The sequence below is a fragment of the Loigolactobacillus coryniformis subsp. coryniformis KCTC 3167 = DSM 20001 genome, assembly GCF_002706425.1.
Lineage (GTDB): Bacteria > Bacillota > Bacilli > Lactobacillales > Lactobacillaceae > Loigolactobacillus > Loigolactobacillus coryniformis.
Genome location: NZ_CP017713.1, coordinates 2907665 through 2924916 on the forward strand (window position 1 = coordinate 2907665; position 17252 = coordinate 2924916).

The following is a 17252-nucleotide window of genomic DNA, read 5'->3' on the forward strand; positions in this document are numbered from 1 at the left end:
CTTATTCCTCCAAGTTAAAACACTATTATCTAAACAACCCAAACTTCTTTTTTTCTTTAACATAGTGGTACTCACTTGGCTCCAGGTCATCGCCATTAATGATCTTTTTAGCGTTATCTTGCATCCAAGTGACCATTTCCGCCCCATTATGCTGCTCTAGCTTAGCGAAAGCTTTCTGCATACGAAAATTACGGCCCTTTAAGTTATGTGCGTCAGAGGCAAAAACAAAGCCTAAGCCGGCATCAATGATCCGTTGCGTAAAGTCTTCGACCTCGGAACCAAAAACGCCTAAGTAACTACTAGCGGTAATTTGCGTTAAACAACCGCTAGCCACGAAATCATAGAGCAACTCGGGCTTTTTTTGAATACCATGATTCCGCTCTGGATGAACAATTACTGGTGTAATTCCTGCCGCTTGTAGTTCAAAAATCATTTGGTTCGTGTATTCTGGCACCTCACTATGGGGGAGTTCCAACATCAGGTAGCGATTAGTTTCGTCAGCGAACAATACGTCATCATTTTTAATGGCTTGCATTAAGTCGCCAGTGATGTGTACTTCTTGACCGGGAAAGACAACTAAATCGATTTTAGCTTCATCCAACGCTGCTTGAAATTCTGCGGTCCGCTGAATCACGTCAGCCTTATGATTGGTATATTTGCCGTCCATGTGGTGTGGCGTCACCAAAATATGACTGATGCCGTTATCGACAGCCACTCGGGCCATCGCTAAAGCATCAGCCATGGTAGGCGCCCCATCATCACATCCTGGTAAGATATGACAATGTAGATCGATCATTTCTTATCGTCCGTTCCGTAATACCCACCATAGTAGCCACCGTAGTAACCGCCAGAAGCTGCATCCGTCACGCGGTTAAGTACGGCACCGATCAGGTTAGCGTTCACCTTTTTGAGTAAATCGCGCGCCCGTAAAACAGCCCCTTTAAGAGCGATACCTTGGGGAACCACCAAGATCACGCCGTCAACCTTACTTGCTAGAATTTGTGCATCGGTGACCTTATTAACTGGTGGCACGTCCAGAATAATAATATCAAATTGTTCTTTTAAGACTTTCAGTAATTGATCCATTTTCGAGGAGTTAAGTAATTCAGACGGATTCGGTGGCACCGGACCGCTTGGTAAAACGTACAAATTCGGCACTTCAGTCTCATGAATACTTTCACTTAAATTCGCCTGTTTTGCCGTTAAAATCGTGGTTAACCCTTGACTATTAGAGACGCGAAAAGAGCGCGCAACCGCTGGCCGGCGTAGATCACTATCGATCAACAGGACTTTATTCCCTTGATCCGCCCAAGTTACGGCTACGTTAGCACTAATCGTTGACTTACCTTCTGAAGGATCAGCGGACGTAAAGAGCAGCGTTTTCAGTTGCCGATCAGCAGAAGAGAACTGAACGTTAGTCCGAATCGTTCGAAACTGTTCGGCAATCGATGAGGTTGGCTTGGTGACGGTGATCAAACCGACCCCGTTTTTCATACTGCTCGAATCCAACTGCTTTTTCTTTTTAAATAAAGCCATTAGTTCACCCTCCGTCGTAATTCTGCACTACGCGGCGGCAACTCATCGGTTGTTTCCGCAACCCGCGTATGATGTCCGTGTTGACCGTGTTGTTGTCCAGCAAAGGCTCGCTTCTTAATATCTTCGTCTGAAATTTCCGAAACGATCCCTAAGCTGGTCAAACCTGCTTCAGCCAAAAAGGCTTCATCCTTAACCGTTTTATCCAACGCTTCATTTAAGAAGGCCAAGCCAATTCCGGCTAACAAGCCGAGCACGAACCCAATGGCAATATTTAATGGTAACCGCGGTGAAACTGGTGATTCATTGACCGCTGCCTTGGAGACGATCGAAACGTTATTAACACTCATGATCGATTTGATCTTATTACGGAAAGTCTGTGCCGTGACGTTAGCGATTTTAGCCGCTTCTTGGGGATCGGTCGTTTTAACGTCGACTGAGAACACCTGTGAATTCTGTTGACTACTGATTGAAATTTCGCTGCTTAACTTACCAACCGTTTGCCCATTACCCACCGTCTTAGCAACATCCTTTAAGATCGTTGGGCTAGTGATAATATCCTTATAAGTACTGATCATTTGCACATCAGCCTGGGTTTGTTGTAAAGCCGCCGTTTGTTCACTTGCATCTAATTTACGATTAACCAATAATTGTGTTGTCGATTGGTATTTAGGTGTCATCACGAAGAACGTCACGACGAACGCCAATAACGTTACGATGATCGTTGATCCGATAATGATCTTTAAATGTTTGCGCAACGTCAACAGAATATCTTCAATACTCAGGGTTGCCTCTGAATGGCTCGTTTCGTTCATTTAAAAAGCTCCTCCTATTACACACTCTTAAGGTGAATCCATTAGTTAAATCTACTAATAAATTTTAGATGTTACAGTTGGTGACCATCCCTGTGGCTAAAAAGTCCCACAAGAAATATGACCAGATCATACATAGATGACGGGATAATTTATGCAGAGCATAAATTTGAATTTTTGATTTGTTTCGGCTACCTACCGAACAAGTTTCTTTTTGTTTTATATTTTCTAATAAGCACTATCATTGATTAAACTTATTGTTTAATTCACTGTCATTATAGTTTGTTTACATAACAGTTTCATGACAAACACGTAACAAAACGAATATTAATTACCATGTGACATACTGTGTCGCGTTATTTCCGGACAATCGTTCGTAAATAGTGCCTTTTGTGCGATTAATTAGTCGTTTTTTTGCACCAGTTTCAAAATGGCTTTCGCCGTATCACTTAAGCTGCCATCTTTTTGATAATTGCTTAGTAATACGACACCAGTTTTACCATCCTCGGTAAAGGCTAGCGCATTGTGGTAACCAGCAAAGTCAGCTCGACTGACTAACCGGCTGCCATCAATAGTCAACCGTCCAGTATAGGCAGTCCCCTCTTTGGCGATGGCCCCTTGATGCATGTACTTTTCACCGACAAAACTACTACTGGTGATGTAATGAGTCAACTGTGCCATATCACTAGCTGTAGTATAGAGCTGTTTTGAACCTAACTGACCATTCATCGTTTGGAAAAGCGTGTCTTGCGTGACCGCTGAAGCACTGTCACTAGCCTTATCATAAGTGAATGATGGGGCTAACTTAGATTGTACCGCGGCGCTGGTGACAAAGCCTGTATGTTTGACCCCAGCTGGTTGCAAAAGCGTGTCCTTAATGAATTTCTGGTAGGATACGCCAGAGGCTTGCGCGATAATGCCAGAAAGTAACGCATAGTTAACTGTCTGGAAGTTATATTGCCCCGTTGTGGTCACAGTGGCGTTTGCTAGATTCCATGCGATCACGTCTTTGTTTAACTCGCTGGCCGGTAAAACATCCAACGTCAAGCCAGAAGTCATTTCCAAAAGGCTGCCTACCGTGACACTAGCATCGGCATTATCTAATAGGTAATATTTACTTACCGGTGTGGTCAGATCCAACTTGCCATCTTTGACTAACTGCATCACGGCCGCCGCCGTCAGCGTATTTTGCAATGCCCCGATCTGATACTCCGTCGTCGCTGTTTTGACATTCTTTTGTGGATCTTGTCCGTATGGTTGTTGGTAGATCAACTTGCCATCTTGAATCACCGCTACATTACCGACGAACTGGAGCTGTTTCAATTGCGCTTTCAGCTTTGTTTCATCAATGGTAGAACTTGCAGTCTTATCCGTTGTTGCCACTGGCGTTGTTTTCTCCGTCTTATCAGTCAACTTGTGAAAATAAACGTGAGCTAGACTGTTTTTTTGATAAATTGCTGCTACAGCTCCACCACCAACGATCACCAGCAAAACCAGTAAAATCGTCACAATTCGTCCTGCTTTATGTTTCATGCGCACCTCCGCCATCACTGCAATCTTCATAAAAAAATCATAAAAAAATGCATTATCTATCACACTATAACATAATGGTATATACCCAACAACTTAGATTCAAGTCTTGTTACAGAGCTGTAACAATTGATGTCAACAAAAATGGTCAAGTTTTAATAGCAGTTTTTTCACTTCTATATAATAGCAATATCCTTTACCGAGCATCGTCATTCATCCATATCAGCTATATATCAACCAATTCTTATTAGATAATTCATTGAACTATAATATCGACTTAAAAATATTAAAACTAACTAAATAAAAAAGCATTTGTTTTTTATCAAAATATAGTGGCATTAATTAATTTATGTATAAATACAATTCTCCAAAAAAGCTGATGGCGTATTCGCCATCAGCTGATCTTAAAACTTCTTCACTTATTCCTTTGCCGCCAATGCACTGATCATATCAACGCGCTTTAGCCGGAAATGCGTGACGACCATGACGATCACCGTAAAGACGATCGTCATCAATGCCGCCACCACGTAGCCACTCCAACCGATGGTCAGCGGGAAGATCACCGTACTAGTAGCCGCCTGGCGCAAAATAAATGCCGTCAGCAGATTACCTAGCCCGTAGCCGACCACGATGCCAAAGATCGTCAGCACCACATTTTCCCGCACGATATAGTTAGTGACTTCGTTGTCGAAAAAGCCGAGAACTTTGATCGTTGATAGTTCGCGAATTCGTTCGGAAACGTTGATGTTGGTCAAATTGTATAACACAACGAACGACAACAAGCCGGATAGGAAAATGAAGATCCACACGATCGGATTTAATTTAGCAGCTTGTTGATCGATGGCACGCTTTTGCTTAGAGATAAACTCAGTATGCACGACTTTATCACTAGCCAATAGTTTTTTCGCATAGGCGTTTTCTTGGGCGGCCGACTGTTTTTGCGTTTTAACTAGGCGGGTGTTGACCTGATAGCGACCACTAAATAACCGATTCAGTGTAACTTTGCTCATATAGGCAAAATGACCAGCGTAATTGGCAGTGATACCGTGGACTTTGACTCGCGCGGTCTGATTATCCGAGTTGGTCACCGTCACTATGTCGCCAGTCTGCACGTCTAACAGCTTAGCCAGTTTATTGCTCAATACTAGCCCATTTTGTGGCAATTTGGTCGTCAAACTAACGTAATCCTTGAATGCCTGCGGTTGATCAGTGGCGTCTAAACTGACTTCGCCGACTTTTTCTTGGCTGGTGCTAACGCTGACCACATCGGTGTACAATCCAAGCGACTGTTGGTACCGTGGATTTTGCGCCAAGGTGGTAGTCACGTTTTTGGCGTCATCAGTGAGGCTGACCACCGCTTGGTAGTGCATGATCTGCTGGAACTGATTGATCCCCGACTGACTGATCGAGTCACGAATGCCGAAGCCGGTCAGGATCAAGGCGGTCCCACCGGCGATGCCGATGATTGCCATCCACATCCGCGCCTTGAAACGGAATAGATTGCGGTAGCTGACTTTTTGGTTAAAACTCAAACGCCGCCAGATAAAGCCGATCCGCTCTAACAAGATTCGTTTGCCGGCTTTCGGTGCTTTCGGTAGCATCAATGCTGCCGGTTTTTCGCGTAACTCTCTGGTCAACACGATCGATACTGCACCCAGGGTGACAAAAAAGCTGAATAGCGCCGCTAGCCAAATGGCGTTAACGGGATAATCCAGCACCACCGCTGTGTAGACATACTGGGTCATCGCTTTGAACACGATCAACGGCAGGGTATTAGCGCCGATCACCACACCCAGTACAGTTCCTAGCAACGCCGCAGCGATGCCATATAATAGGTAGTTACGCGCAATTTCCCATTTGGTATAACCTAACGCTTTCAGCGTGCCGATCTGGCCGCGGTCCTCTTCGATCATCCGTGTCATCGTAGTAAAGGTGATCAAACCGGCGATCAAGAAGAAGAACAACGGAAAGACATTGGCGATAGCGGCAATCCGCGTCGTCATATCGCCATAACCCTGGAAACCAGGATTGCCCGCCCGTTTGGTGTAGGTGTATGTCGGTCGTTCAATCGCAGTCGCCTGTTGCCGTGCTGCAGTCAATTTCGCTTGAGCTGGCGCCAATTGTTGCGTGGCCGCCGTTGCGCCGATAGCTTGAGTCAGCTGGGCTTTTTGTTGATCAAGTTGCTGTTGTTGCTGCTTGATCTGTGCTAATGCCTGCTGTTGCAAGCTAGTCTGGCGCGCTGTTGCCCGGCCGCGCAAGGCTTTTTTAACGGCAGTTAGTTTGCGCTGGACCTGCTTTTTGTAAGTACTGCTGAAACTACTGTGATTTTGTAACTGCGGGAAGCGCACCGATAAAGCGGTGTAGACGCTGGCCTTGAAATTAGTGGCCGGTAAATAGGCAAAGTAAGCCACACTACCATCGCCAATATTGGCTGCGCCGCGTTCTTCGTCGTCGACAAATAGCGGCGAAGTCACAAAACCGACAACGCGATAAGTCTGCGTTTTTAGGTTATTATTTTTAACGCGGTAAGTGTCGCCTAGTTGGTAGCCTTTGCTTTTAGCTAACTGATCCAAAACGATCTCGTCACTGCGCTGCGGTAAATGGCCACTTTTCAACTTCAATTGGTTTTGCGTATCGCTTTTGCGGTAAGCAAATAATTGCGCCACGTCGCTACGCTTTTGGTCCAAAATGTAGACTGACTTTTCCGGCTGCACCTGAGCACCGCTGACTTTTTTGACGCGCTGCACATCCGCTCGGGTCAAGCCCGCGGTGGACACAACCCGCAAGTCGCTAAGCTTTTGTTGGCTAATATAACGGTCAGCACTGCCATACAGGTCAGGACTGACCGCCTTGATGCCGACAAATAATAGCACGCCTAGCATAATGATCAGTACGATCGCGATAAAACGACCTAACGACTGCCGAACTGACCGCCATAATGATTGACTTAAATTATTCTTCATTAGTTTGCTCACCACTCAATATCGGCAACTGGCGTCGGCTGCGGATTTAATTTGATCTCACGCACTTGCGCATCGTTGATCTTGATCACTCGGTCAGCGATCGGTGCGATCGCCGCATTATGGGTAATGATGATCACCGTTTTACCGCGCTTGCGACAAACATCCTGCAGTAGCTGCAACACTTGTTTACCGGTGGTGTAATCCAACGCGCCAGTTGGTTCATCGGCTAGCAATAGCTTAGGGTTTTTCGCCAACGCCCGCGCGATCGCCACCCGCTGCTGTTCACCACCGGATAATTGTGCCGGAAAATTTTCTAGACGCGCACCTAAGCCAACCTCACGCAATGTTTCCGCTGGGTCTAACGCATCTGGCGCCACCGCGCTAGCCAACTCTACATTTTCCAATGCCGTTAAATTAGGGATCAAATTATAGAACTGAAAAACAAAGCCCACATCAGTCCGTCGATAAGCCGTCAATTGTTTTTCCGTAAACTGGGCAATATCGACGCCATCAATGTTGATTGCCCCTTCCGTCGGTGTATCCATCCCACCTAAGATATTCAATACCGTTGATTTTCCCGCACCACTGGGTCCTAAAATAATCGTCAGTTCACCTTGTTGAATGTCAAAAGTCAAATCATGATTAGCCACGATCTCGGTCTCGCCCATCTGATACCGTTTGGATTCGTGCTTCACTTCGATATACGCCATAATTGCCTCCGTAATTTAGATATTATCGTTATTATATGGGTGTCAAATTGCGAATGCAATCGATAATAGCACGAGTTAAGTGCGTTTTTGCCACCAAATTATTTCAAATCTGTTTTAGATACCCCATATCGTAAGCCACATGAGCAGACTTGGCCAATAGTGTGATCCATTAACGCGTGCTTTTTTAGATAATCAGTTTTAGTCGTTATTCCGACCGCCGTTGATCCAACTGATTGAATTCACATTGTTCCCATTGTTCCATATGAAACATAAATTCATCACGTGTTTAAAATCCTAGCTACCCCTTTCTAGTGAATTTTGATACAGTTAAGATGGCTTTAATTCAATTAAGTAAGCAAGAATTTGAACCACGCTATTTCATTCAAAAACAAGCAACAACGAAACGACACTGAAGGCAGTGTCGTTTTTTCGGCACATAAAAACCCGCCATAACAATAGTCATGACGGGCTAAAAAGGAGTAAGGGTGCGTTTATGATTGGGAGGTCATAAACGCTTTTCTTTTACTTTGGAGGAGTAAAATGAAAAAATGTTAGTTTCAAGCTCACACTTAAAACTGTTAGGGTTGTTAGGGTGTTTGGAAATATCAATAAGGTGGGTTCCTTATTGATATTTATCTATAATAATCAATAAATGTGAAGAAAGTATGAATTTTTGCTTGCTAAAGGCTTAAGAAACGATAAAGAAACCGCTACCCGAAATTATAATTCCATAAAAAGTAGTACTAGTTGCCAGACGCGAATAAGTTTGGCATAATGTAAGCAATTACATTATCGCTATACATGTGCTTTCACGTGAACATTCACACAATAATTTATTGGAAAGAAGGGTCGCGCCATGAATCCAATTATGCATACTTATTTATTAGAGAATCACATCTCGTTAACGGATATCGCGCGTAGCGGCCACCTTGAACTGACTACAGTTGAAGAACTTTGTCGCGGGCCATTGAACCGGCTACCGATCTATTTATTAAAGGTCCTGGCTAACACAGTTGAACAGTCGCCAACCCAGGTTTTGGAAGATCTGCTCAAGCTAGAACTACAACACACCGTACTATTGCGCACTGATCTTGATCATTTAACGATCATGGATGTGCCCTTTGCCGATCAAGCCAGCTATAAACGCGGCCGCGACATGCTGCTAGCCTACATTCGCGCCGGCTTTTCGCCGTCAGTTCGTGATGTTAAAACCGTGCGTAGCGCCTTAGAACGTCAGCACAGTTAACGCATCATTTTACGCATCGTGGGCTGGCGCTTGTGGCCTTTCACGTGGCGATTTTTGACGTGCACGTGTTGGCGCGGATCAACAATTTTAAAATGGCGCATTTCGCCAACAAAGGGGCGGCCTAACGCCTTGATTCGTACCCATTCTGCCATTGCTTGAGCCATTGCTTGGGCCGTTTTAGCGCGCTCTGGTTGGCCTTCCTGCTGGGCTTCATTGACAACACTCACCGTCAAATAAGTCATCAACTTCTGATTATAGCGCAACAACTCATCAGTCAATGGCGCATCCTTATATTGATTAAATAACTTCTCAACGTAACGCATGGCATCCTTAGTGTCATGCGGTTGATAATAACGTCCTTGATCAGCCATGATCGTTCCTTCTTTCATGAAAATAAGCGCAACGCCGCTTGCATAATAGCCAACGCCACTAAAATACCGGCAATCGTTAAATGTAGTCGTTTGTGCATCACCATGATCGCCGCAAATTCGCGTAAAAACGCATTCGGTAGGAAATACCGCGCCGTCCGTGCGCCGATCCCATTAGCCCGAAAACCAGCTTGCCGCGCAACTAAGCCGGCCCGAAAAATATGATAGCCGTTAGAGACAAAAATCGCTCGATAATTAGCCCCAAAACGCTGCGTGATCAACTGTGCTTAAAAGCGCATATTCTCCAGCGTATTGCGTGATTGGGGCTCAACTGCCGTATCCGCCAATGGAATACCCAGTTCGTGCACCGCATACCGTTGCATCGCTGCCTTGGCCGCCGCTAAAAACCAGTAATGGTGTGGGGCCACCTTTAGCTTGCTGTTGCTGATAAAAGGTTACTGCGCGTTTAATGCGGCCTGCCAACAAACCAGAAACGCGCTCGCCATCGATCAAGCCAGCGCCTAGTACTACAATTGCTTGTTGCCGGTAGCGCGGCCGATTAAGCTGATAGACCAACGACAGCGTCAAAAAATTCCACACATTAAGGAAAATGTAGAACAACAAGCTAGGCATGAAGCTAAATAGCAACACTAATGGCGAGGGAATTACCCCTTGTAGCACCAGCGCCTGCCAAATAACATAGACGCTTAAGCCCAACGCCAAAAGTAAGCCAAGCAAATTGGCAAGCGAGTGGCTCTCCCGGCGCCAAACTTGGCGGGCGTTATGCAAGAGGAAGATAATCACCCCGTAGATTCCTAATGCAAAAGCGACTAGTAAAATTAGGCCCAGCAGTAATATAGGAATTAATAGCCACATTTGGCCACTGCTGACAGCTACGATCAACAGCCAGCCACCAGCGCAAAGCACGAAACCATTTAACCAAATACCATTACTGAGTCGGCGGCGTTCGTGGAAATAATTAGTTAAGCTGAACACCATTAATAGTAACGCCTAACTACCAGACAACCAAACTGTCGGATCCATCGTCTTCCCCCTACTCCACAAGCGCCTTACCAGCCGCCGAATCACGCGTCATGATCTCACCCGTACTAAGCACAATTAAATCTAACGCGTCATCGACTTTACCATCCTCACGGCGACCCTGAACCACAAAATAGTGCTGACCATCTTTTTCGCCAGTTGTACTAGCCTGCCACGTCATTTTACCATGACCGTCCTGTTCGCCGCGTTGCTGCTTGACCCAATCAACAGCCTGCACCGGCGAATTGATCTGGTTTTGGCTGATCGATTCAGCCGCTGCACTCACCGATTCCGCCTGACTACTAAACGCTGCGCTCGCTGATGACGCTTGACTGTCAGCTTTTTCCTGCGATTCTGATTCGGCGATCGCCTGTGACTCCGATTCAGCGATCGAGGACGATTCGGTGCTAGCGCGCACTTTATCCAGTGAACTTTCACGGGCATCAAGTACACTAGCCCGGCTTTCCAAACGCGCTGAAGATGACGCTAGCGCCGCTTTTTCCTTCCGTAACTCATCTTGCCCGCAGCCGCTAAGTACACCGACCACAATTAACAACGTAGCGCCGAGTAACCAACGTCGCATCGCATTCCCTCCTTTTTGAAACTCTTTTTAATAGGATAGCATATCAGTCTTGCTTTTTTCGCATAATTTGCAGCCGTTGTGCCATGACCCACGTCGTCATTGGCACTGTCAGAATCACACTGATCAACGAAAAGAGCACCAAGATCAACTCTGCATCTAGCACTTTATTATTCAGCAGTTCACCCCAGGTATACTGCAGATCAGCGAACCAAATAAATAGGCCTAAAAAGCCACCAAAAAAGCCGAAAAATAACGTATTGAACGTAGTGCCAATGATTTGTTGACCCACATGCATCCCCGCAGTAAAGAGTGCGCGTGTTTCAATAGTTGGATGCTGCTGGATCAACTCACTTAAGCCCGCGGCAATCGCCATCGCCGCTTCCGCGATCGCCCCTAATGTGCTCAAAACTGCAGTGGCGATCGAAACTTTAACAAAATTAATGCCGACCAGTAACGACAAACCTTCGAGTTCATCACTATCTTCCATACCGAAACCTTGTACGGCGGCCCAGTGTTCCACCGGCACGATCAACGCCAATAAGATCAGTAGTACCAAAACTGCCGCAAAAAAGGCTGTTTGCGTAGTCATTAAGTCATCCTGGCCTACAAAAATCGTCAACGCCAACATTAAAATGCCTAAGATCAGCGTCACTAACAATGGTGAAAAGTGAACTGAGATCAGTACAATGGCCAAGAATAAACAGCCAAAATTCAGCCATAAACTTAAAAATGCCAGCGCCCCTTTGCGGCCACCGACCAGCACCATCACTGCCAATAGCACTAAACTTAATGCCATGATCGTACTCATTTAACTGCACCTGCTTTCGTCACCAATAACCGACTCGCCAGGAAACTGACCACCGGAATGGCGAGAACAATACCAATGCCACTGATCAAACTCTGCGCCATCCCTAATGACATGGTCATCGAGAAAGTATAACCCCAGCTATTACCATTTTTCAGTAATAATAACGCGATTGGCATCGTCTCGGCGATGAAAATCAGCAGTAAAACGCTGATCAAAGGACCCATGATTGCTGTGCCAACTTGGCGACCCGCTTGAAATAGTTCCAGCGCGCTGATTTCCGGTTTATCGGCTTTTAATTCGAATAAAGTGGCGACGATATCAGTCGACTCATCCATCACTGCCCCCAGTGAACCGAGTAAGGTCGCCGCCAAAAACAGCGGCTGCGGTGCAACTTGGGTCACATAATCCATCGTTTCATAATAGATACCCTTGTGCTGCGTCAACACTAACACCAGCACGCTTAATCCCATTGATAGCACAGTTCCACTAACCGTCGCGGCAAAAGTGATCACCATTTGCTTGGTCGGCCCGAGGATCAGCCACAAAGTCAGTAACGCAAACACCAAGGCTAAACCACCGAATAACCAAAGAAATCCATTACTATGTAGTACCAGATCAAGTTCAATTGCCAGAAAGAAAATCACCAAATTGAGCAGAACGCTGAGTAATGCCATCATGCCAGCACGATGCAACATCAGCACTAGTAAAACGACAGCCAACCACAACAAAGTTAGTAAAACAGTATCGCGTTTTAACCCTTTGATCAGTATGCTTTTGCGGGTCATACTAATGAAGACCTGGTCACCGACGCGGTATTTTTGATCAAATGCGCCTGAGGCCGTGTAGACGTTTTTTACGTGGATCAGCTGGCCGCGCTGCGAACCATTTAGTAAGCGGCCAGTTAATTGTTGTGTATACTGATGATCACGGTTATTGAATTCATCCTCTGTTTTGGTCATGCGTGTGACTTTACTGGCCGTCACTTGCATGATCGACTGGCGATAAAGTGGCGCCGCATAGCGGGTGCCAATCACCAGCAACAGCCCACCAACGATCAGCAAGATTGGTCGCCACCAGCGCCGAAGTTGTTTACCCATCAAATCATCTCTTATCTCTCAATATAATTTTAGTCTACCATAGAGTCCTTACGATTGAATTAAGTTCTGAATAACAAAAAAAGCTGGGCCTAAATTTAGGTCCAGCTGATTTATTAGGCATTTAATAACAATTGATAAGCATAGCGCGGTTCCTTTGGTTCGTGCATGTAGATAATACCACGATATTCAAACCCATTCTGCTTGATCACGTGCTGCATGCCTAAATTCTCAGGATGCGTATCGATACGGACATCGGCGTAGCCTAATTGCAACGACAATGTCAGTAAATTGGTAATCAGCGTTTCCGATAAATGTTGTCCGCGGTAGCCAGCCGCTACGGCGATGCGGTGAATCGAGGTATAAGTGGCGTCGGCAGCGCCCAGCCACGTCCCCTGATCGATCACTTTATAATTATCGTCGATACCTTGCAATAATGACGCCGTACCAACGATCACGCCATCGCGTACCATCACGTAATTCACACCAGCGGCTACGTCAGCAGCCATATCATTTTGTTCCGGATAACCATGTTGCCATTGATCCACATTTTGTTGCTTTAAATATGCTTTCGCTTCATCTATAATTTTCATGATGACTGGTAGATCAGTCATTTTTGCTTGCCGCAAATAAGTTGTTGTCACAACCTTTGCCCCCTATTCCACTATTAAGGTTTATTTATTAGCACAGACCACTAATAAATTTTGATGTTACAGGCGGTGTCCATTCAACTATGGCTCAATGCGCCAAGTTAAAACATGGCCCTATTCCACTATTAAGGTTTATTTATTAGCACAGACCGCTAATAAATTTTGATGTTACAGGCGGTGTCCATTCAACTATGGCTCAATGCGCCAAGTTAAAACATGGCCCTATTCCACTATTAAGGTTTATTTATTAGCACAGACCGCTAATAAATTTTGATGTTACAGGCGGTGTCCATTCAACTATGGCTCAATGCGCCAAGTTAAAACATGGCCCTATTCCACTATTAAGGTTTATTTATTAGCACAGACCGCTAATAAATTTTGATGTTGCAGACGGTGTCCATTCAACTATGGCTCAGTACGCCAAGTTGAAACATGGCCCTATTCCACTATTAAGGTTTATTTATTAGCACAGACCGCTAATAAATTTTGATGTTGCAGACGGTGTCCATTCAACTATGGCTCAATGCGCCAAGTTGAAACATGGCCCGCCTAACGCTGATCTAACAGGGTCAATCAGCATTAATTTCTGCATTCGACTATTATCAACATTTATGCAGCGAATTTCAAGCGAAAAGTTCTAAATTTTGCGTCGCTCTCACGAAAATTTAATTTCAAGCGAGGAATAAAAGATGTACGTCGGTTATTTTGATTCATTTTACGATCTACCCCAATTAAATAAACACCTGCGTTGCCATTGGCGTGCCTATTACCCAGCCAAAAAGGTGGGCATCAAGGCACCGATCGCAGCTGGAAAATTTCCCTTGATCTTAACGCTTAATTTACCAGCTGATTGTGGGCAAATTTTAGCCGCTGCCGGCAATATCGTGTGTCAGCTACAATTTCCGCAGCGCCACGCCACAACCCCTAACGACTATCCGCAATGGCTCGCCGAACATCCCCGGCTCGTCGCAGCCAACAAACAAGCCGTCAAACAAAGTTTGCTGGTGATCGAGCAATTACTCTCGCCCCACCAAATCAACAGCGCCCCCTTACAAGCGCACATTCGTCCTCAGCAAGTTGGTGCTTGTGGTTATGGTTTTGGCGGCAGTGTCGCCTTAGAATTACTGCGCCGCTCACATCTCATTATGGCGGCCAGCGGGGCCACAAGTTATTTAGCCAGTCAAAAATGGGCTAGCCCTTGTGAGCAACCACAACTACTGATTCAAAGCCCTGCTAAGCCAGGCTTATCACCGATTTTTAAGCGCGCTAGAAAACGCGCTTATCTTTACACTACTCCTCAATTAACACCAGCAAAACTAACCACGCTTAGCCGTTCTTTTTTTGCTGCTAGCTTTGCGCATCAGCCATTTGACTTCGCCCAGCTTTTCTAAGTAAATCATGAGCATTCCGCTAAATAACCGTGTTAAACTGAAAATAGGATTAACTAGTGTGTGTCTGGAAAAACGTTTAAATTTTTCACCTACGTTTAGGCAAAATTAGCGATAAAAACTAATTTTGTAGTCCTTGCCCAACACCACCTAGTGTAACTGCTAAAAAACACGCTTATGAAAGCGAGGAATTCCATGTCGGTTGATGAACAGTACCAAATTCATTTACAACAGCTTAAACACAAAGAACCCGGTTTTGTCGAAACAATTTATGCCTTAGGTAATGGCCACCTCGGTGTGCGGGCCAGTAACCCACTGCAGGGTAACTCGCCTGCTTATCCCGGCAGCCCCGGTTTATTTATTAACGGCTTTTACGACTTGACGCCGATCACTTATGGCGAGGCGTACTTCGGCTATGCCCGCAATAATCAGACGATTTGTGAGCTGCCGGACCCCCGCTATCTAATTTTCAGCGTTGACGGCGTGCGTTCGGATGAAACTCCCTACCAAATTGAAATGATTGATAAGACGTGGGACATGGCTAGTGGCTTGTTGCTGGAAACTTTCCACGTCACCACACCGACGGCTAAAGAATTCACATTGACACTGGAATCTTTTGCCTCGCAGGCAGAACGTCATTTATATGTGATTCGCTACGATATCCGGACATTGAACTTTAGCGGGTCGGTAACTGTAATTAAACAGCATGCCTACGTTAATCAGCAAATTGCTCGTGACAATACCGATATGCGGCGCGCTCAACGCGGCAATACTTTGCTCCAAACTTATTTGCCTGCCGCAGCGCCGACAATGCGGATCAGTACGCAAAAAAGTCAATTGAGTTTGTTGATGACGATGCAGTATCTCGGTAGCGATCCCCGGGTCCAGCTCAATGCCCATACCGATATCCCTAATTACGAGATCCAATTGCAACTCACGCCTGAGCGTAGCGCCCAATTTAGTTTTGGTTATTCACTGGGCGAGATCCACAACCAGCTCTCATTTGAAGTCAACCAAGCACGCTACATTGAAAAATCATTGGCCCGCCTGGATGGTGAAAGTTTTTCTAGTTTATTTGCTGCTTCAGCGGCCCGAACTCGCCAATTCTGGCAGGACAGTGATGTGATCATTGAAGGCGATCCAATTTTACAAAAGGGCATTCGCTTCAACTTATATCACCTCTATCAAGCTGCTGGTCGTGATCATAGCACCGATATTCCCGCTAAAGGCCTAACTGGCGCTGGCTATGAAGGCCATTATTTCTGGGACACGGAAATGTATATGTTGCCGTTTTTCATTTATACACAGCCACAGATTGCTAAGGCCTTACTTGGCTATCGTTATGCGACACTAGCCGAAGCCGGCCAACGTGCGCGCGAAATGGCGATCAAATCAGGCGTTCTCTTTCCGTGGCGCACGATCAATGGTGAAGAGGCGAGCGCTTATTTCCCAGCGGGCACGGCCCAGATCCATATCAATGCTGATATTGCTTACGCTACCGACCAATATATTCGTGCCACCGCCGACACTGATTTTCTGGTCAGTGCTGGCTTCGAACTGATTTTAGAAACTGCGCGCTTTTGGCTAGCGTATGGCAATTACGCTGACCACGGTCCCCAAGCTGGTCATTTTGTGATCAACCGAGTCACCGGACCCGATGAATACACGGCGCTGATCGACAATAATTATTACACCAATCGCATGGCTCAGCACAACTTGCGTTTAGCGGTCAAATATGCCGCTGAATTAAAACAGTTGGCACCAGATAAATTAGCCGAATTGGCGGTCACTGATACGGAATTGGCGGCATTTAAAAAGGCGGCAGCCAATATGTACCTCCCCTACGACGCTCGACACCAAATCAAACTACAAGATGATAACGCGCTGAATCGGCCGCGCTTTGATTTAAAAAACGAGCCGGCAACTAATTTTCCGTTGTTACTGCACTATCATCCCCTGGTCCTTTATCGCTACCAGGTCAACAAACAAGCCGATACGCTAATGAGTGACTTTTTATTCCCATTGGATCAAGATGAAGCCCAATTACGTCGTGACTATGCCTATTACGAGGGGATCACTACCCATGATTCCTCATTGTCACGAGCGATTTTCAGTATTCTCGCCAACCGAATTCACGATCCAGACAAGGCACAAGCATACTTTTTAGATACCGCTTTAACTGATTTGACCGATTTACAAGGTAATTCGGAAGACGGTATTCACGCGGCTAATATGGGTGGCAGTTGGCTCTCACTGATTTATGGCTTTGCTGGTATGCATTACGGCACTGACGGTTTGACATTTGCGCCCCAACTACCAGCTGGTTGGTTCCGACTTAGTTTCAAGATCAAATATCGTGGCCGGCAGATCGATATTGACATCAATCAAAAAACTGCCACTTTTAACTTGCTTAGTGGCGCGCCACTAACTTTATATTGTGGTCCAGAAGCCTGTGATCTCAGTCAAAAGATGCCAGTTACCGTTGACATCAAACATGCCTAAAAGTTGATAAATTAAGATTTACGT

General features: G+C 45.6%; 16 protein-coding genes. 3 read left to right on the forward strand and 13 right to left on the reverse strand.

Annotated elements, in window-relative coordinates; genetic code table 11:
• Window positions 1-25: 25 nt before the first annotated feature.
• The 6 genes from LC20001_RS14060 to LC20001_RS14085 form a co-directional block, all read right to left on the reverse strand.
• The gene (locus LC20001_RS14060; protein ID WP_029507993.1) at window positions 26-796 is read right to left on the reverse strand and encodes a tyrosine-protein phosphatase; all 771 of its coding nucleotides are present in this window, start codon (window positions 794-796) and stop codon (window positions 26-28) included.
• Window positions 793-1536 carry a CpsD/CapB family tyrosine-protein kinase gene (locus LC20001_RS14065; protein ID WP_082602220.1) on the reverse strand — a complete coding sequence of 248 codons (744 nt, stop codon included), beginning with the start codon at window positions 1534-1536 and terminating at the stop codon, window positions 793-795. Before LC20001_RS14065 ends, LC20001_RS14060 begins: the two co-directional genes overlap by 4 nt.
• Window positions 1536-2348 (reverse strand): YveK family protein, encoded by an 813-nt coding sequence (locus tag LC20001_RS14070; RefSeq protein WP_056943240.1) that lies wholly within the window; start codon window positions 2346-2348, stop codon window positions 1536-1538. Before LC20001_RS14070 ends, LC20001_RS14065 begins: the two co-directional genes overlap by 1 nt.
• Before the next feature lie 399 nt (window positions 2349-2747).
• Complete coding sequence (locus tag LC20001_RS14075) at window positions 2748-3878, reverse strand: serine hydrolase domain-containing protein (RefSeq protein ID WP_010010426.1); 1131 nt, start codon at window positions 3876-3878, stop codon at window positions 2748-2750.
• A 416-nt stretch (window positions 3879-4294) separates the two neighbouring features.
• Window positions 4295-6838: an ABC transporter permease gene (locus tag LC20001_RS14080; protein ID WP_010010427.1), complete on the reverse strand. Its 2544-nt coding sequence runs from the start codon at window positions 6836-6838 to the stop codon at window positions 4295-4297.
• An 8-nt stretch (window positions 6839-6846) separates the two neighbouring features.
• Window positions 6847-7548, reverse strand: a complete 702-nt coding sequence (locus tag LC20001_RS14085; protein WP_010014305.1) for an ABC transporter ATP-binding protein — start codon at window positions 7546-7548, stop codon at window positions 6847-6849.
• A gap of 856 nt (window positions 7549-8404) precedes the next feature.
• Between LC20001_RS14085 and LC20001_RS14090 the strand changes: the two genes are divergently transcribed.
• Window positions 8405-8794, forward strand: coding sequence for a hypothetical protein (locus LC20001_RS14090; protein WP_010010430.1), 390 nt, complete (start codon window positions 8405-8407; stop codon window positions 8792-8794).
• On the opposite strand, the gene LC20001_RS14095 is transcribed toward LC20001_RS14090, so the two are convergent.
• The 7 genes from LC20001_RS14095 to LC20001_RS14125 form a co-directional block, all read right to left on the reverse strand.
• Window positions 8791-9165 (reverse strand): hypothetical protein, encoded by a 375-nt coding sequence (locus LC20001_RS14095; protein ID WP_003677344.1) that lies wholly within the window; start codon window positions 9163-9165, stop codon window positions 8791-8793. The genes LC20001_RS14090 and LC20001_RS14095 overlap by 4 nt on opposite strands.
• Window positions 9166-9179: 14 nt before the next feature.
• Entirely contained in the window at window positions 9180-9443 is a 264-nt protein-coding gene (locus tag LC20001_RS14100; protein ID WP_010010431.1) for a YdcF family protein, read from the reverse strand.
• Window positions 9444-9489: 46 nt separating this feature from the next.
• Window positions 9490-10161 carry a YdcF family protein gene (locus LC20001_RS14105; RefSeq protein WP_010010432.1) on the reverse strand — a complete coding sequence of 224 codons (672 nt, stop codon included), beginning with the start codon at window positions 10159-10161 and terminating at the stop codon, window positions 9490-9492.
• Between the two features lie 55 nt (window positions 10162-10216).
• Window positions 10217-10786, reverse strand: coding sequence for an LptM family lipoprotein (locus tag LC20001_RS14110; RefSeq protein WP_010010434.1), 570 nt, complete (start codon window positions 10784-10786; stop codon window positions 10217-10219).
• Window positions 10787-10829: 43 nt separating this feature from the next.
• The gene (locus LC20001_RS14115) at window positions 10830-11594 is read right to left on the reverse strand and encodes a YibE/F family protein (protein WP_003677345.1); all 765 of its coding nucleotides are present in this window, start codon (window positions 11592-11594) and stop codon (window positions 10830-10832) included.
• Entirely contained in the window at window positions 11591-12691 is a 1101-nt protein-coding gene (locus LC20001_RS14120; RefSeq protein ID WP_010010435.1) for a YibE/F family protein, read from the reverse strand. Before LC20001_RS14120 ends, LC20001_RS14115 begins: the two co-directional genes overlap by 4 nt.
• Before the next feature lie 113 nt (window positions 12692-12804).
• Window positions 12805-13332, reverse strand: a complete 528-nt coding sequence (locus LC20001_RS14125) for a GNAT family N-acetyltransferase (RefSeq protein ID WP_056943241.1) — start codon at window positions 13330-13332, stop codon at window positions 12805-12807.
• Window positions 13333-14027: 695 nt separating this feature from the next.
• Here LC20001_RS14125 and LC20001_RS14130 point away from each other — a divergent pair.
• Window positions 14028-14729, forward strand: coding sequence for a hypothetical protein (locus tag LC20001_RS14130; protein ID WP_010010436.1), 702 nt, complete (start codon window positions 14028-14030; stop codon window positions 14727-14729).
• 192 nt (window positions 14730-14921) lie between these two features.
• The gene (locus tag LC20001_RS14135) at window positions 14922-17228 is read left to right on the forward strand and encodes a glycoside hydrolase family 65 protein (RefSeq protein ID WP_010010437.1); all 2307 of its coding nucleotides are present in this window, start codon (window positions 14922-14924) and stop codon (window positions 17226-17228) included.
• Window positions 17229-17252: the final 24 nt, after the last annotated feature.

Bases quoted from the DNA above. Each gene is read 5' to 3' on its own strand.
- LC20001_RS14115 (WP_003677345.1), bottom strand. From the start codon at position 11,594: ATGAGTACGATCATGGCATTAAGTTTAGTGCTATTGGCAGTGATGGTG.
- LC20001_RS14075 (WP_010010426.1), bottom strand. From the start codon at position 3,878: ATGAAACATAAAGCAGGACGAATTGTGACGATTTTACTGGTTTTGCTG.
- LC20001_RS14070 (WP_056943240.1), bottom strand. From the start codon at position 2,348: ATGAACGAAACGAGCCATTCAGAGGCAACCCTGAGTATTGAAGATATT.
- LC20001_RS14065 (WP_082602220.1), bottom strand. From the start codon at position 1,536: ATGGCTTTATTTAAAAAGAAAAAGCAGTTGGATTCGAGCAGTATGAAA.
- LC20001_RS14080 (WP_010010427.1), bottom strand. From the start codon at position 6,838: ATGAAGAATAATTTAAGTCAATCATTATGGCGGTCAGTTCGGCAGTCG.
- LC20001_RS14085 (WP_010014305.1), bottom strand. From the start codon at position 7,548: ATGGCGTATATCGAAGTGAAGCACGAATCCAAACGGTATCAGATGGGC.
- LC20001_RS14130 (WP_010010436.1), top strand. From the start codon at position 14,028: ATGTACGTCGGTTATTTTGATTCATTTTACGATCTACCCCAATTAAAT.
- LC20001_RS14135 (WP_010010437.1), top strand. From the start codon at position 14,922: ATGTCGGTTGATGAACAGTACCAAATTCATTTACAACAGCTTAAACAC.
- LC20001_RS14110 (WP_010010434.1), bottom strand. From the start codon at position 10,786: ATGCGACGTTGGTTACTCGGCGCTACGTTGTTAATTGTGGTCGGTGTA.
- LC20001_RS14095 (WP_003677344.1), bottom strand. From the start codon at position 9,165: ATGGCTGATCAAGGACGTTATTATCAACCGCATGACACTAAGGATGCC.
- LC20001_RS14060 (WP_029507993.1), bottom strand. From the start codon at position 796: ATGATCGATCTACATTGTCATATCTTACCAGGATGTGATGATGGGGCG.
- LC20001_RS14090 (WP_010010430.1), top strand. From the start codon at position 8,405: ATGAATCCAATTATGCATACTTATTTATTAGAGAATCACATCTCGTTA.
- LC20001_RS14120 (WP_010010435.1), bottom strand. From the start codon at position 12,691: ATGGGTAAACAACTTCGGCGCTGGTGGCGACCAATCTTGCTGATCGTT.
- LC20001_RS14105 (WP_010010432.1), bottom strand. From the start codon at position 10,161: ATGGTGTTCAGCTTAACTAATTATTTCCACGAACGCCGCCGACTCAGT.